The organism is Clostridium sp. AM54-37XD, assembly GCF_003478225.1.
Lineage (GTDB): Bacteria > Bacillota > Clostridia > Lachnospirales > Lachnospiraceae > Coprococcus > Coprococcus ammoniilyticus.
Map to the genome: position 1 here is coordinate 46,067 of NZ_QUEV01000003.1, position 15,871 is coordinate 61,937.

At 41.9% G+C, this 15,871-nt stretch carries 14 protein-coding genes; all 14 read right to left on the reverse strand.

Going from position 1 to position 15,871, the window contains the following annotated elements:
- Window position 1 precedes the first annotated feature (1 nt).
- Window positions 2-1,903 carry a CDP-glycerol glycerophosphotransferase family protein gene (locus DXA07_RS03345; RefSeq protein WP_118483403.1) on the reverse strand — a complete coding sequence of 634 codons (1,902 nt, stop codon included), beginning with the start codon at window positions 1,901-1,903 and terminating at the stop codon, window positions 2-4.
- A 260-nt stretch (window positions 1,904-2,163) separates the two neighbouring features.
- Window positions 2,164-4,350, reverse strand: a complete 2,187-nt coding sequence (gene ppk1 / locus DXA07_RS03350; RefSeq protein WP_348980735.1) for a polyphosphate kinase 1 — start codon at window positions 4,348-4,350, stop codon at window positions 2,164-2,166.
- A gap of 70 nt (window positions 4,351-4,420) precedes the next feature.
- Window positions 4,421-5,080, reverse strand: coding sequence for an HD domain-containing protein (locus DXA07_RS03355; protein WP_118483406.1), 660 nt, complete (start codon window positions 5,078-5,080; stop codon window positions 4,421-4,423).
- 415 nt (window positions 5,081-5,495) lie between these two features.
- A complete protein-coding gene (locus DXA07_RS03360) occupies window positions 5,496-6,833 on the reverse strand; it encodes a citrate/2-methylcitrate synthase (RefSeq protein WP_348980742.1) in 1,338 nt (445 codons plus the stop codon).
- Window positions 6,811-7,332, reverse strand: coding sequence for a MarR family winged helix-turn-helix transcriptional regulator (locus tag DXA07_RS03365; RefSeq protein WP_117808847.1), 522 nt, complete (start codon window positions 7,330-7,332; stop codon window positions 6,811-6,813). The genes DXA07_RS03360 and DXA07_RS03365 overlap by 23 nt, the downstream gene beginning before the upstream one ends.
- A 943-nt stretch (window positions 7,333-8,275) precedes the next feature.
- Window positions 8,276-9,214 (reverse strand): transketolase family protein, encoded by a 939-nt coding sequence (locus DXA07_RS03370; RefSeq protein WP_117808846.1) that lies wholly within the window; start codon window positions 9,212-9,214, stop codon window positions 8,276-8,278.
- Window positions 9,202-10,038: a transketolase gene (locus tag DXA07_RS03375; protein ID WP_117808845.1), complete on the reverse strand. Its 837-nt coding sequence runs from the start codon at window positions 10,036-10,038 to the stop codon at window positions 9,202-9,204. Before DXA07_RS03375 ends, DXA07_RS03370 begins: the two co-directional genes overlap by 13 nt.
- A gap of 30 nt (window positions 10,039-10,068) precedes the next feature.
- Entirely contained in the window at window positions 10,069-10,785 is a 717-nt protein-coding gene (locus tag DXA07_RS03380) for an NAD-dependent protein deacylase (protein ID WP_117808855.1), read from the reverse strand.
- 223 nt (window positions 10,786-11,008) lie between these two features.
- Window positions 11,009-12,109 (reverse strand): CdaR family protein, encoded by a 1,101-nt coding sequence (locus DXA07_RS03385; protein ID WP_118483408.1) that lies wholly within the window; start codon window positions 12,107-12,109, stop codon window positions 11,009-11,011.
- The gene (gene cdaA, locus DXA07_RS03390; RefSeq protein ID WP_117808843.1) at window positions 12,099-13,043 is read right to left on the reverse strand and encodes a diadenylate cyclase CdaA; all 945 of its coding nucleotides are present in this window, start codon (window positions 13,041-13,043) and stop codon (window positions 12,099-12,101) included. Before cdaA ends, DXA07_RS03385 begins: the two co-directional genes overlap by 11 nt.
- A 115-nt stretch (window positions 13,044-13,158) precedes the next feature.
- A complete protein-coding gene (locus DXA07_RS03395; RefSeq protein WP_117808842.1) occupies window positions 13,159-14,136 on the reverse strand; it encodes a hypothetical protein in 978 nt (325 codons plus the stop codon).
- Between the two features lie 2 nt (window positions 14,137-14,138).
- Complete coding sequence (locus tag DXA07_RS03400; protein WP_117808841.1) at window positions 14,139-14,558, reverse strand: hypothetical protein; 420 nt, start codon at window positions 14,556-14,558, stop codon at window positions 14,139-14,141.
- A 115-nt stretch (window positions 14,559-14,673) separates the two neighbouring features.
- On the reverse strand, window positions 14,674-15,066 hold the full coding sequence (locus tag DXA07_RS13280; RefSeq protein WP_243015404.1) for a hypothetical protein: 393 nt from the start codon (window positions 15,064-15,066) through the stop codon (window positions 14,674-14,676).
- Window positions 15,060-15,704 carry a cellulase family glycosylhydrolase gene (locus DXA07_RS13285; protein ID WP_243015405.1) on the reverse strand — a complete coding sequence of 215 codons (645 nt, stop codon included), beginning with the start codon at window positions 15,702-15,704 and terminating at the stop codon, window positions 15,060-15,062. The genes DXA07_RS13280 and DXA07_RS13285 overlap by 7 nt, the downstream gene beginning before the upstream one ends.
- Between the last annotated feature and the right edge of the window lie 167 nt (window positions 15,705-15,871).

Below are 15,871 nucleotides of genomic sequence, written 5' to 3' on the forward strand. Positions count from 1 at the left end.
ATTATTCTCCTTCTCTCATCACAGCAGCGTTGATCGCCTGTGTCAGATCTTTTGCATCCTTCATATAACAAACCGGACATGCATCCCCGATCATCTGACTGATATATGCATACTGCTCTTCATTCTTCACAAATACTGCCCTCATATAAGATGCACTTACCTGTAAGGCATCCTTCAGGAATGTATTATTATTTTCTGTGATCTCCTTGTACATAAGGTCACTGATAATCATTATTTTATTTGGCTGATCCATAAATGTCAATGACAGAAGTTTTTCCGGATCTGTCACATCAAGCAATACTGCCAGATCAAAGGCAGCACGTCCCAGAAACCGCCTGGCGGCTGCTGCATAATCATATTTCCATACGGACATTGCCTGTCCTATCGTAATCTTCCCACTTTCGTAAAGCTTCTTCGCTGTACGTCCCATCGCACTTGGGAAATAATCAGCGGTTGTTCCGATAACCGGAACTTTATTCAGTAACGGATATGCTGAATCCTTATTCTCATTGACCATATCCTGATTGCAGGAAATAAACAATTCCACCGTATCACTTCCGGCACAGTTTTCCGCTGTTTTTCTAAGCCACTGTGTCTCCGTACACTCGGATAGCGCATCTGAATAGATCATTACTTTCTTTTTCTTATTTTTCGGAATCGCTTCTACTTCAACTTCATCCTCGGTTCCCAGGAATAAACTGCAGAGCTTGTGCGCATTCTCAACAGAATCGTAAGCACAGAACTCCTGATATGCTGCTTCATCATCATAGGTCTTACCACGGTTGATCGCCGCAAGTACCTCTTCCGGTGTTACGGCCTTATCAAAAGGAAGCTCCATCAGATCCATATAAGTGCCACGTTTCTTACGATACAGCTCATAGTCAGCGCAATATAAAACAATCTGCCGGCGAAGTGCCAGATAATCATAGAATACACTGGAGTAATCCGTGATCAGTGCATCCGTCAATGCCAACAGCTTATAGCTGTCCACTGTCGGAGGAAACTGGCGGATCCTCTTAAACTGACTGTAATCCAGCGAATCGCTGACTCTGTGATGCAGATTTACATACAGGATCTGATCCTCTCGGAGATTTGCATCCAGATAATCCAGAAGCTCCTTTGATTCCGCAACAACCTGATCGACCTTAAGGTAATCCTTCCAGGTTGGCATGTAGGCATAAATGTGCTCCCCGTTCGGTGCAAGCATCTTGCGCAATTCTGTCTGGTCACTCTGCGCAGCCTCTAACATACCACCGGTTCTTGGATAACCGAGCTTTAAGACCTTACCCGGCATCAGGTCTGCAACCTTATAGGATTCCAGCATATGTTTTTTTGTATAATCATTTGGATATAACAGATAGTCTGCATCAATGAAATTGCTCTGCTGAATGCCATTCTTATGCTTTCCTTTTGCATTCTTTGCAAGTCCCAGCTTTTTAAGCGGGGTTCCATGCCAGATATTAATGTACATCTGACCTTCTTTCTTCACCCATGCAGCCGTTAAATACACCTCAGTCAGAAGAAACTGTGCCGTTTCGATCAACTCCATATAGACAGAATCCGGAGTCACCGCTTCTGTACGGCTCCATCCGTTCTGTCTGATATAGGTCTTTACAATCTCTTCTGTATCTTTGGCTGTTTTGACATAGATATGAAAATCTTTAAATGCATCGTTATGATTTAATTCATTTAAAATATACTGCATACTGCCACGGACATTTTTTCCGAGTCCCATCAGTACAACCCGTCCCGGTACGATCTTACTGTCATAGTAATAATCGGTCACCGTACGCTTGCCGACCGGAATCTGGTTCTCTTTCGCCCATGCCTCCATCTGCTGTAAACTGTTTTGTCGTTCCTGATACTCCGGTGTTCCTTCTCCGGTTACAGCATGATAATCCACCAGCCCATCTGATGATGGTTTCTTCCATATGTCTGTCTGAATTATGGAGCCGGTTCTTTTTCCTGACCTGCATCTATATTCTGCGGCTTTTTTTCTTCCTTTACATGCCGCTTAAATAATCCTGTTATCGAAAGCTTCATATCGTGTTAAAACTCCTTATCTTTTTAACCTGTTTTACCACTTATAGTATATCTATTTACAGGTAAACTTTCAATAACATTTTCCCCTGTGCCAGGTTCTATTTTCTGACTTTGTCTGAATTACACCGTCTGTTTCTTCTCCGTATCCATATCCTGCTTTCTTAAAAGCTGATGAAAAGCATCTCCGGCTTCCATATATGCTTCCTCGTAAAAATATTCCTGGGAATTTAAGACAGGTCCCACCATTGACAGTTTCTGATAACTGCCATCCGGCTGCTGCTCTCTGGCTTTCACATTATCGCGAAGCATCGTTGCAAACATCTTCCTGACTTTATTCTTCACCGTCTCATCATAAAGCGGCGCTGCGACCTCCACACGACGAAGTGTATTTCTCGTCATAAAATCAGCCGATGCGATATATACCTTATCCCTGTCATGCGTTCCGAAAATATAGATTCTGGAGTGTTCCAGGAAACGTCCTACAATACTTACAATATGAATATTATCGGTATCTCCCGGTATTCCACTTCTTAAGCAGTTAATGCCACGGATCGCCATGTCGATCTTTACTCCGGCTCTGGATGCATCGATCAGCTTATCTATGATCTTCTTATCCGTCAGTGAATTGATCTTGATTCCGATATAGGCGGGCTTTCCTTCCTTTGCGATCTGAATCTCATTCTCGATCATGGCAAGAACCTTATTCTGGAGACATTTTGGTGCAACCAGCAGATGTTCCATATCTTCTACTACAGAACCAAGCAGGATCGCCTGAAATACCTTTGCTGCTTCTTCTCCAATTCTCTTATCTGCTGTGATCAACGACAGATCCGTATATAATCTGGAAGTCTTTTCGTTATAATTTCCGGTTCCGACCTGCGTAATATACTGAATCTCATCTCCGACCTTTCTGGTGATCAGACACAGCTTTGAATGAACCTTTAAGCCATCAATTCCATATACGACATGGCAGCCTGCATCCTCTAACGTACGGCTCCACTCAATATTATTTGCCTCGTCGAATCTCGCCTTTAATTCAACCAGTACATCGACCTGTTTGCCATTTTCAGCAGCTTCGGTCAGTGCCTCTACCACCTTGCTGTTTCTTGCCAGACGGTAAAGTGTCATACGAATAGAGATAACCTCCGGATCACGGGCAGCCTCCTGAAGCATCTGCAGAAATGGTTTAATGCTCTCATACGGATAGGATAATAAAACATCATGATCCAAAATCTGTGGTATGATATGTTCATTGCTCTTTAACATCGGAGATGGCTGTGGGACACGTCTCTGATAGACCAGATTTGCATCTTTTCTCAAAATATCCTCAATCTGGAACAGGAATGAAAGATCGAGCGGAGCCTGATTTAAGAATACATGTGGCTCTTCCATCTCTGCATACTCACATACCTGTTTTATCATATCTTCATTGATATCACGGGATAATTCCAGCCGTACCGGTGCAAGCTTCTTTCTGAGCTTTACGATCTGTGCCATCTTATCTCTGTAATCAAGATCTTCATCATAGACGGCATTAAAATCAATATCCGCATTTCTCGTTACGCGGATCACAGATTTTTCCAGAACCTTATAGCCCTTATACACCTTTGGCAGGAAATGCAGGATCAGTTCCTCGACCAGCATATAGGTATCATCCTTTGTCGGAATCCGGATCAGCCTTGGAAATACAGAACTGCTGCATGGAATGATCCCGATTTTTTTCTTACCATTTCTTGTACCAAGAACAGCAAGCGCGTAAATCTCCTGTCCCTTCAAAAACGGAAATGGCTGCTTTCTTCCAACGATCATAACCGATAACAACGGTACGATCTCTTTCATGAAATAATCTTCCAAATATTTGCTCTCTGATTTTGCAAGTTCTTTAAAATCCGTCAGATGAACGCCCTTCTCACCAACCTCCTTCATAATGGAAGCATAGACGGCATCCTTTCTTTCGTTTAGTTCTGCAACTCGTTTTAAGATTGCCTCGATCTGCTCTCCCGCTGTCATATTTGTCTTGTTCTCCCGAAGTTTCTGGCTTAACAGCTTCTGATCCTCCAACGAACCGACACGCACCATAAAGAATTCATCCAGATTGCTCTGAAAGATAGACAAAAATGTCATCCGCTCGCACAATGGAACACTGGTGTCCTCGGCTTCTTCCAGCACTCGTTCATTGAATTTCAGCCATGATAATTCACGATTTTCATACAATCCGATATGATTCACCTTTTTTACCCGCTTTTCTTGCTGTATTTTCTCATTTGCCACTTCTGCATTTTTCAGATTCTTTTCTCCGTTATTCATTCTTTTTATCGCTCCTGTTATTTTCTCTTTTATGTACTGAAATATTCTTTGAATCGCCATACACCCCCTGTCAGATTACCCGTTGTTTATTGATCGTAAGCCAGAATTTCAGCCCAAGCACCTCGGCTGATTTCCTACACAGGATCATACGTTGTAAAAAGATCTCAAAATAATCCATAACGGCACACATAGATTTATCGATCTTTAATTTCAGCCCAATATGTGAATCCCTGGTAATCTTCAATTTGTTTTCTTTTACGGCATAGTTCACCCTGTCATGAATATCAAAGGATGAAATGTCCGTATTTCTGACTCTCGAATTTCTCACATCACTTTTATCCGCGATCAGCAATGCTGCTGCGATCGGATTTACCGGAAATGCCGCCGACTCATCGTGATTGCCTATTGCTGTTATGATCGTCGCTGTATCCTCCGGATCTGCACCCATATCATCCAATATCCGAAACGCCATGACCGCACCGGACTGCGCATGTCCTTCCCGGTTTACAACATTTCCAATATCATGCAGATACCCTGCAATACTCGCAAGCTCCGCTTCGCGCTCGGAATAGCCAAGCGTCAGCAGTATCTCCCTTGCCGTCTCTGCTACACGTTCCACATGTGCAAATCCATGCTCTGTATATCCCATTGCATGTAAGGATTCGTCTGCCATCCTTATATATGTCTGAACCGCTCTGTTCTTTTTTACATCTTCAAATGTTACTTTCATACGTCATCTATCTCTCTTCTACTTCACTGTTCTTCAATTTACACCATCCCATTTTTTGCTGCTATCAACCACTTGAAATTTTTTTGTAAAATTATGGTAAAATCATTCATTTTCCATGTATTACCAGCATTCTCCAAATGATTCCCCGTATTTCCGGCACTTTCGGCACCCCACCTGAAAAGCATCTGATAATTTTACATTTCTTTCTAAGTATATGTGATTCGCTGCTTTTCTATTTATGTAAAATGTATGTTTATGCAGATTCCTTCTGTATATTTTCTTCTGTATTATCTGATTTATTTTATAGTCGATACAGCGATCCATACATAAAAACAGACAGATTATAAGAACCTCAATGGGCTCTTATAACCTGTCTGTTCTCATGTTATAACTACGCTTTGTTTTTGGCTTTTGTTTATATCTGGGGATTTTTCTCCATGATACTCATATATGCCGGACGCATGATCCGGTTATTCGTGATCAGCTCCTCGATCCTGTGTGCGCTCCATCCAACGATACGTGCAACTGCAAACATCGCTGTATAAAGCTCCATCGGGATTCCCAGCATGTCATATACAAATCCGCTGTAGAAATCCACATTTGGACTTACACCCTTGAAGATCTTGCGCTGCTTTGCGATCAGCTCCGGGGCAAGCTCCTCTATGTTCTCATACAACCTGAGATCTTTTTCCCTGCCCTTTTCATGAGCCAGCTTAACGACATAATCCTTGAACACCCGCTCTCTCGGATCTGACAAGGAATATACGGCATGTCCCATACCATAGATCAATCCCTTATTGTCAAATGCTTCCTTGTTCAGGATCTTGCTTAAATATGCTTCTATCTCATCTTTATCTTCATAGTCTTTTATATGTCCGCGAATATTATCCATCATTTCCATAACCTTGATATTGGCACCACCATGCTTTGGTCCCTTTAAGGATGACATAGCAGCCGCCATTGTGGAATAGGTGTCCGAACCGGAGGACGTAACAACTCTTGTTGTAAAGGTTGAATTATTACCACCACCATGCTCCATATGAAGGATCAGTGCCGTATCAAGTACCTTTGCCTCTACCTTGGAATATTTCTTATCCGGACGAAGCAGCATGAGAATATTCTCAGCCGTTGACAGATTCTTTGCCGGACGATGGATGAACATACTGTCATTCTTTACATAATGATTATATGCATTATATCCATATACAGCCAGCATCGGAAATTCACTGATCAGCTGGATACACTGACGCAGAGAATTATTCACACCGGTATCCTTTGCATTCTTATCATAGGATGCAAGCGTCAGGATACTACGTGTCATGGAATTCATGATATCCTCTGTCGGCGCTTTCATGATAACATCTCTTGTAAAATTCGATGGCAGCGTACGAAGCCCACCGACGATCTTCTCAAATTCATGCTGTTCTTCTGCATTTGGCAGCTCACCCATCAACAGAAGATATGCCACCTTTTCAAACCCCAGTTCATCTTCTCCCAGACTTCCGATCAGATTCTCCACCCGATAACCCCTGTACCAGAGTTCTCCATCACAAGGTACTTTCTTGCCATCCTGCACCTTAGAGGATACAATCTTTGAAATGTTCGTCAGACCGGTCAATACACCAACTCCGCGGTCATCGCGAAGTCCGCGGTTTACCCCATATTCATCATATAATCTTGGTGCGATATAATCATTTTTCTCGCATATCTTTTCCTGTATTGCCACATACTCATTCATTTTCATCAGACTCATCATCGTTCTTCACCACCTGCATTTCTTCAATCTCACTCTCCATAACCGTATCCAGCTCCTTCATCAGGATCAACAGATTGATCATATTCTCTTTGCCGAATTTGTTAATTACATTTCCGTAAAAGTCCTTAATGATCGTTTCCTGCTCATGAAGCTGTTTCGCACCGGCATCCGTGATCGTTACATAAGTGCCGTCCGTACCATTTCCATCATGTGACCATTTGACATAGCCGCAATCTCTGAGATCCCTTACCGTCTTTGATGTCCTGCGAATGCTCATCTGCATCCGGACGGACAGATCAGTCAGATATGCCTTGCCGCCATAAATAGCAGAATCCCCGCTGATCGCCTCTATACTTTGCAGCGCGACATATTCCGCAACACTTAATTTAGAAAATAAATGCCGTACGGAGTCCCTGCTCATCATGTATTTTCTGTAGGTAAATTCATTCGATAATTTCGTAATATCAATTTCCTGTTCGACTTTCTGTTCCTGCATAAACAACCTCCCTTTCCGGTACACATATAAAAGCCCCTGTTATCGCTCCAACGTATATTGTTTCACTGAATTGTACACAACAACAAGTATAAGTGTCCCTTTGCTCTGTCAACTCTCTGTCCCTATGTAGTTTTATTTCCTGATCTTTTTATAGATTTTTCGTATCTGTTCCAAACATGAACGGAACAATGAATGAAAAGATTTTATTGAAATAATAGATTTAAATATACTCTACTTGATATGATAAATGAAACTTCCGGCTTCTGTCAACCGACTTTATCCTTATTTAAGAACTGCGCCGAAAATTTTAGAATTATGATAGAGAGGGATGGCGGCAGACAGGAATCCATGTAAGATACACATATATAGTTTTATTTGCAAGTAGCTGCCCTTAATGAATTAAAAATGAATAAGAATATACATATTATTCCGTAAGACGCTTCCACTCGTATCCTCGTGCAGCGGTACATAAAGTTGCAAAAGACGCAACTTAAGTACCGGCCTCGGATAAGGCTTACTCCATAATAGTATATCTCTCATCCATTTTATTCATTAATGGGCAGCTCAATATAATCTATACTCTACATATGTGTATCTCATTTTATTGCCCTGTCTGCCGCCATACCCTCTATCTATAAAAAGCAGCGTTATAAAGGCACTTAGATACAAAAATAAAGATACATTATCATCATGCAGCAAGCACGTTCGGACACGAATACTTAAAGTACAAATGGAAAATAGCATTACTATTATGTAGCAAGCCTTTTCCAACGCCGGTTCTTAGTGAGTCGCCATAGGCGAGGAACTTAGTACCGTTGCGTTGGAATAGAGTGCAAACGACTTGCGTAATAATATGTAATGTATTTTCCATTTTGTTTCAAAGGCTCCCGAACGTGACTTGCGTAATAATAAATAATGTATCTTTATTTTTGTTACATAGCCTTTATAATGCTGCTTTGATCTGCTTATAGATGCCCTCTGCGTCGAGTTCATACTTATGAAGCAGGTCCTTTGCCGGGCCGGACTCACCGAAGGTATCGCGAACACCGATCCTTGTTACCTTAACCGGATTCTTCTCTGCCAGACATTCCATAACCGCTGAACCGAGTCCACCGATGATCGAATGCTCCTCTACCGTGAACACTCTGCCGGTTGCCTGTGCTGCCTTTACGACAAGTTCCTCGTCAAGCGGTTTGATCGTGTGGATATTGATCACCTGTGCATCGATACCGTCCTCTGCCAAAAACTTCGCAGCTTCTAAGCTCTCAGATACCGGAAGTCCGGTTGCTATGATCGTGATATCCTTTCCAGGCCGTAATTCTACGCCCTTGCCGATCTCAAACTTGTAGGTTGTCTCATCATTAATGACCGGTACTGCCAGTCTTCCAAATCTCATATAGACAGGTCCTACATATTCATATGCTGCCTTTACGGCTGCTCTTGCTTCTACATCATCACATGGATTGATAACCACCATGCCAGGGATCTCTCTCATCAGTGCAAGATCTTCATTACACTGGTGGGTTGCTCCGTCTTCTCCTACGGAGATACCTGCGTGAGTTGCTCCGATCTTTACATTCAGATGTGGGTATCCGATACTGTTTCTTACCTGCTCAAAAGCTCTGCCTGCCGCAAACATCGCAAAGGAGCTCATAAACGGCACATATCCACAGGTTGACATTCCGGCTGCGATGCCTGCCATATTACATTCTGCGATACCACAGTCTACATGACGTTCCGGAAATGCTTTCTTGAAGATTCCGGTCTTTGTTGCTGCTGCAAGGTCTGCATCCAGTACGATCAGGTTCTCATGTTCTTTTCCAAGCTCAACCAATGCATTACCATAGCTGTCTCTTGTTGCGATCTTCTTTACTTCTGACATAACACGTCACCTGCCTTTTCCAGTTCTTCCATTGCAATCGCATACTCCTCGTCATTCGGAGCTTTACCATGCCATCCCACATTGTTCTCCATGAAGGATACTCCCTTACCTTTTACGGTATGGGCGATGATCGCTGTCGGCATTCCCTTGGTTGCCTTTGCTTCCTTGAATGCTGCATCGATCTGATCAAAATCATTTCCGTCGATATTAATTACATGGAAATTAAATGCTTCAAACTTCTTATCGATCGGATATGGGGAACATACATCCTCAACGGTTCCGTCGATCTGAAGGTTATTATTATCTACGATCACTACAAGGTTATCCAGCTTTCTGTGACCTGCAAACATAGCAGCCTCCCAGATCTGTCCCTCCTGGATCTCTCCGTCTCCGCACAGGCAGTAGGTTCTGTATTCCTTACCGGACATCTTTGCTGCAAGTGCCATACCGACTGCTGCAGAAAGTCCCTGTCCGAGAGAACCGGATGACATGTCCACACCAGGAATGTGCTTCATATCCGGGTGTCCCTGTAAATAAGAACCGATATGACGCAGGGTCAGAAGATCCTCAACCGGGAAAAATCCTCTCTCAGCAAGGGCTGAATAGTAACCCGGTGCTGTATGTCCTTTGGATAATACAAAACGGTCTCTGTTCTCATCCTTTGGATTCTTCGGATCCACATGTAATTCCTCAAAATAAAGATAAGTAAAAATGTCTGCTGCTGAAAGTGATCCGCCCGGATGTCCTGCTTTTGCAGAATGTACGGAGGAAACAATTCCCTTACGGATGTCAACAGCCTTTTTTTGAAGGTCTAGTTTGTTCATGTCTTTCTCCATTTCGTTTTATTTTCATTTTTATAATTGTCCCAGCACTTTTCCGATCTTGTCAGCGATCAGAAGATCTGCCTGACTGTCCGTCTGTGTCGGCGACATATTAATAACTACCAGGTGTTTTCCTCTGAAATACCGAATCAGTCCGGCGGCAGGATAAACAACCAACGAGGTTCCGCCAATGATCAATGTATCTGCCTCCGAAATATACCGGATCGCATTCTCAATGTCGTCATTGTTCAGACCCTCTTCATATAATACTACATCCGGCTTAATTATTCCACCACAACTGCATTTTGGTACACCATCTGATTGAATAATATAATCCAGATCATAGAATTTGTGACATTTTGTGCAATAATTTCTATGGATCGAACCATGCAGCTCAATCACATTCTTACTTCCTGCCATCTGATGCAGGCCGTCAATATTCTGTGTTACGATCACTGCAAGTTTCCCCTGCGCTTCCAGTTCTGCAAGTTTTTTATGTGCCATATTCGGCTTTGCATCTTGATAGATCATCTTATCCTTATAGAAACGGTAAAACTCTTCCGGGTCACGCATATAGAAGCTGTGACTGATGATCGTTTCAGGTGGATATTTGTATTTCTGATTATACAATCCATCCACACTGCGGAAATCCGGAATCCCGCTCTCTGTAGAAACACCCGCTCCACCAAAGAAAACCATACGTTCCGAACCTGCAACAATTTCTTTTAACTTTGCAATTTTCTCATTCATTTGTTCCATATATCAGTCTCCCTTCTGCATAATACAGGATCAGGCAATAGCGCAACCTTCCTATTGTAGTTCTACTATTGCCTGTCCTTGCTGTGTCACGGCATTGCCGTAACTTCTATATCCACTTTACAGGTACTGTCCACTGTGTATGTATCGCTGTCTTTTATCGACAGCTCAACCGTATTTGCACCAATGGATAATGTTTCCGCATCAATCGTTATCTTCAGATCCTTCGCTGTAAGCTTGGCAACCTCATCAGAAAGCCTGATATCACAACTGTATTTCCCTCCGGAAACTGAACAGCATAATCATAGTCCGTCAGTTTATTCTCAATCGTAATATCATTGGCTGATATCGTCATTGTTCTGCTGATATTCCGTTCAATCGCTACATGGACGCTGATGCTTGTATTCTCATCTGCCAGAACAACTCCATCAGGCAAATACTTGGATATCTCGATCGTACTTTCCAAATCTTCACTGCATCCGGATACATCGATATCATCTACTGTTATCTCCGTGAGATTCTGCAGCACATCTGCCGGTCCTCCAACTGTTATCTCATTCGGCACATATTCTACGTTCACTACTTTATAATTATCTGCCGGAACACCGGTTGTGTCCAGCTTTACTGCTACCGTTTTCGTCTTATAAACCGGTATAGTTACAGACACTCCGGTCACCTTGCTTTCCAGCTTCTTACCGGATACCGCGTCACCATTTGCATCATAGAAGATTGGTGTGCAGGTTGCTGTTACATCTGAAGTCCGTCCGGATACGTCCACCTGTACCTCTGCCTTCTCAATCCGTTCGATCACGCTTGCTGCTCCCTTTACCGTTATCAGATTCGGCGTAGATACCGGAATACCGGTCGTATATCCTTCTGCCGTTTCACCCTTTGTCGTAACCGTTACCGGCAGGGATGCCGTCTGTTCCTCCTCCAGTTCTACCTGGAGTACATTATCTACGATCGTAATGCTGATATTGTTATTTACAGACGATGAATTCGCTGTCACCGTAATATTTACAGCATTTGTGATCGACAATTTTGACATATCCGCAACTGCTGTAAAATCAGAAGCTCCAAGTGCATTTACAACTGAACGTCTGCCCTTTACGATGATGTCCACTGTTTCACCGGACACAATATCATACAACTGATTCTTGTCCGTGATCGCATCTGTATTGATCAGAGTAACCGGTATATCTCTGATCTGCCGTGTGGTTGAATAATCATCCACATTTAAAACTGTGACCCAGACAACAAATCCAAGGATCAATGATAAGAGTTTCCATCCCCAGTTACTGAATAATTTATCTTTCATTGCCGTCAGCCTCCTTTCTCTTATCAGAAGACTTTCCACTTTTTACATTACCTGAACTGGTCTTTTTCTCAGTACTCTTCTTTTTGCGTTTGCCATCCCTCTGCCGGCGTTCATCCTTTTTCTTTCCATCCTCCTGATTTAACAGTTCCAGATGGTTCCGGACACTTTCTGTATCCAGGTTTCGATACAGCTCGCCACCCTTTGCGATCGAGATCGAGCCGGTCTCCTCTGATACGATCAGTGTTACACTATCGGACACCTCACTGATACCTACACCTGCACGATGTCTGGTTCCCAACTCCTTGTTGATAGAGAGATTGGCTGACAATGGAAGATAACAGGTTGCTGCAACCACTCTGTTATTTCTGAGGATGACTGCACCATCATGAAGCGGTGTATTATGCTCAAATATATTAAGCAGAAGCTGGTTCGTTACAACCGCATCAACAGGGATTCCCGTATCAATATATTCACCCAGTGCGACCTTGTCTTCAATAACGATCAATGCACCTGTCCGGTTCGCTGATAAAACAGTTACTGTCTTGATCAGCTCATAAATCGTTTTGTCACTCAACTTTCTTTCATCTGCATCTTCATGCATGATATAATCAAAAAATTTCTTTCGTCCAAGTGTTTCCAGACCTCGCCGGAACTCCGGCTGGAATAAAATGATAACTGCCAGAATACCTATGCTGAACACATTTTTCAATATATACAGAATCGTATTAAACTGGAACAGGGATGCCAGAATCGTAAATAACAGGATTAGAACAATACCCTTTAACAGTGTCCATGCACGATTGCTCTTAAACCACATCAGTATCTTATAGATCACATATGAAAGGATCAGGATCTCAATAATGTCACTGATATCCGGTGTGGTAATGTAAAACCAGTCAAAATATGTTCTCATAAATGCCAGGATCTTATCCATTCGATATCTCTCCTTTCTGAATATTCCGGATATACAAAGGCTGTATCAGCCTTCCTATATGGTGGGATAAAGATATGACCTGACAAAAACGTCAGGTCATATGCAAGAATTCATTTTACCTCGTAACACCACTTACTGAATCTTCATCAGCGATATTCTGTGATACTGTATTGATCTTTTTTACGTTCTTCTGCTGTTTCGTCATAACGATCTTTGGAACAGCTTTTACATAATAATAATATTCCTCATCTTCAAACTGTGTATTCTCCACTCTTGAATAATCCACAACTGTTTTGAAGAACTGCGCTACAACCGCAATAATCACTGCACAGATCGAACCCAGCAGAATCTCTCCAATCGAGATGCTTGCATTGAGTACAACATTTCCAACCAGGAATAAGATAATCTCAAACAGACCACCAACAATAATTGCCGCATACCATGAATATTCAACCGATAATCTGTATATCACATGCGTAATAATAAGAACAACTGCAAATACAACAATCGTAAGCAGAAGATCTTTATTATCAATCAAATGCTGGAATATATATTTATAACTTTCAAGCATATTTTCTGTATCTGTTGTCTTACTCAGTTCTGCAAGATAATTGGATGCATCTAATGAAAAATAATAGAAGACAGCACCAAAAGCTAACGGAACGATCGCGATCGGTCCTACAAACATACCTGCAAGAATCGGAAGCACATACTGCATTTTAATAATGAAAAATAATGGGGCATACATGACCACCCATGTTGCTTTCGGGAAAAACCGGATATACAGGCAATACATGATAATAAATAAAACAATAAATGATATGCCTGTTTCTTTATTGCCCGAAAAATAATTCATAAATGCAACAACTCCACCAATTGCATAAGTAAGACTTTCCGGAATAAATGCACATACAACAGCAAGAAGAAAAATAACCAGCCCGCTGGATATCGTTTCATTATGTCCGCCTGTAATATGTACAATGGACCAGAACATCAGCAATGCGAGAATGAACCGGATAGCCGGTGCTACGATCCTATCGTATTTACTGCAAAAATTCTTAATTCCATCTCTGAATGTCAAAAGTGATGCCATGTTTACTTCCTCCTCTTCTTCCCTTTGGTTTTGTCCTCTTTCTCATAGAAAGCAATCAGCTTCTTCAGATCCTGATTGTACTTTATGATATGAGGCTTTGCCTTGGTGTATCTATAGGAGTATAGAAACCATGCAAGAACCATAAATACTACGCAAACAACCGCATATACTATAAGAAGTTTATATGCCAGACCGAACAGATCTATATCTACAAGCTCCGTGATCAGTTTGCCCATATTGTAATAAATATAGGCCGCTACCACGATCACAAATAATATCGTTGTCGATACCAGGGTCTTCAGACAGTTGTATTTTACATAGTCTGATTTGAAATATCTGCCTTTTTCCAGATCTTCTTTTCCTGTAGATTGTTCGTACATGGCAAGTCTGGTCATCAATCTGACCTTTTCTTCGTTTACCATCTTGTTTTCTCCTACTTCTTTTCTTTCTACAAAAATCAGCTTTTGTTATTATAATCCATACGAAAAGAATAAGCAAGCATGCGCCGGAAAAAGTTTCTTAAATAGAATTAACGCCTTAAAAATATTTCTTGAGTTCAGCAAATACCGGTTTCAGACGATCAGCGCGAAGGTCGAAGTCCATCTCCTTGTATGACCATGCCGCACGGCCGATACCATATTTTGCAAATACTTCATGGATGGCTTTATACCATAATACAGTGTTTGCCGGATCTGCGTTTTCGATCACACCATATTCACCACAATAAAGTGCTACATTTCGCTCCTTTGCAACAGCGATCGCATCGGCAAACAGGTCTTCAAAATATGCTGAATCAAGATTGCCCTTATAATCAAGGATCGACAGCGTTCCCGCAAGTTTTGCAGGCAGGTGTGCTTTTGCATATGCACAAAAATCTTCCATGCTGCCTTTGAATTCCATATGATAATCCGCCGGCATATCATCTACCACTGTGCGCCCTGATGTGTAAAAAGAAGAGGGTCATAGCTGTGGAAATTATATATGATATGTTCATCCATCGGCATCGGAATATCTCTGACTGCCTGCACGCTGTTATGCCAGTAACCACCGATCAGAATATCAGTTGCCGGTGCATATGCACGGATACGTTCGACACACTTTGGTGCGATCTCTGCCCATACAGCACCATCTTCTTTATCTACTACCTCATTTAATAATTCAAATGCAACTTTATCTCCATATCCGCCAAAGCGCTTTGCAAATTCTTCCCATAATCTGTAGAAGCGTTCCTGAAGAGCTTCGTTTCCAAAAAATCCACTCTGTTTTTCTCCCGGATCAAAAGAATAACCGGCGGTCTTATGCAGGTCAAGAATCATATTGAAACCATATTTATGTCCGAGTTCCAGTGCACGTTTGATCCGTGCAAAACCTTCTTCCTTATACTGTCCGTCTTCTGTCTCTACCAGATTATAATCCACCGGCAGTCTGAGATGATCCAGTCCCCAGCTTGTAAGCTCTTTAAAATCATCTTCCGTAATAAAATTATTGAATCTGTCCTCGGAATAATCACACTGGGAAAACCAGCCTCCCAGATTAACACCCTTCTGATACCCTTTCCATGTCTTCATATGCATGATCTCCTTTTCATTTAGCAAATAATAAATTTGTAATTGTTATTTTCTGAATTTATGATACTATAAATGCATATGTAGGGAATATAATATATCCGATTTTTATATCGCATAGCTGACCTTCATTGTTCTGATTGTATTTTTAGAGATGGACAATCCGTTCA

Excerpts from the sequence above, each read along its gene's own strand:
- ppk1 (WP_348980735.1), bottom strand. The coding sequence starts at position 4,350 with ATGAATAACGGAGAAAAGAATCTGAAAAATGCAGAAGTGGCAAATGAG.
- DXA07_RS03355 (WP_118483406.1), bottom strand. The coding sequence starts at position 5,080 with ATGAAAGTAACATTTGAAGATGTAAAAAAGAACAGAGCGGTTCAGACA.
- DXA07_RS03360 (WP_348980742.1), bottom strand. The coding sequence starts at position 6,833 with ATGAGTCTGATGAAAATGAATGAGTATGTGGCAATACAGGAAAAGATA.
- DXA07_RS03365 (WP_117808847.1), bottom strand. The coding sequence starts at position 7,332 with ATGCAGGAACAGAAAGTCGAACAGGAAATTGATATTACGAAATTATCG.
- DXA07_RS03370 (WP_117808846.1), bottom strand. The coding sequence starts at position 9,214 with ATGTCAGAAGTAAAGAAGATCGCAACAAGAGACAGCTATGGTAATGCA.
- DXA07_RS03375 (WP_117808845.1), bottom strand. The coding sequence starts at position 10,038 with ATGAACAAACTAGACCTTCAAAAAAAGGCTGTTGACATCCGTAAGGGA.
- DXA07_RS03380 (WP_117808855.1), bottom strand. The coding sequence starts at position 10,785 with ATGAATGAGAAAATTGCAAAGTTAAAAGAAATTGTTGCAGGTTCGGAA.
- DXA07_RS03385 (WP_118483408.1), bottom strand. The coding sequence starts at position 12,109 with ATGAAAGATAAATTATTCAGTAACTGGGGATGGAAACTCTTATCATTG.
- cdaA (WP_117808843.1), bottom strand. The coding sequence starts at position 13,043 with ATGGATAAGATCCTGGCATTTATGAGAACATATTTTGACTGGTTTTAC.
- DXA07_RS03395 (WP_117808842.1), bottom strand. The coding sequence starts at position 14,136 with ATGGCATCACTTTTGACATTCAGAGATGGAATTAAGAATTTTTGCAGT.
- DXA07_RS03400 (WP_117808841.1), bottom strand. The coding sequence starts at position 14,558 with ATGGTAAACGAAGAAAAGGTCAGATTGATGACCAGACTTGCCATGTAC.
- DXA07_RS13285 (WP_243015405.1), bottom strand. The coding sequence starts at position 15,704 with ATGAAGACATGGAAAGGGTATCAGAAGGGTGTTAATCTGGGAGGCTGG.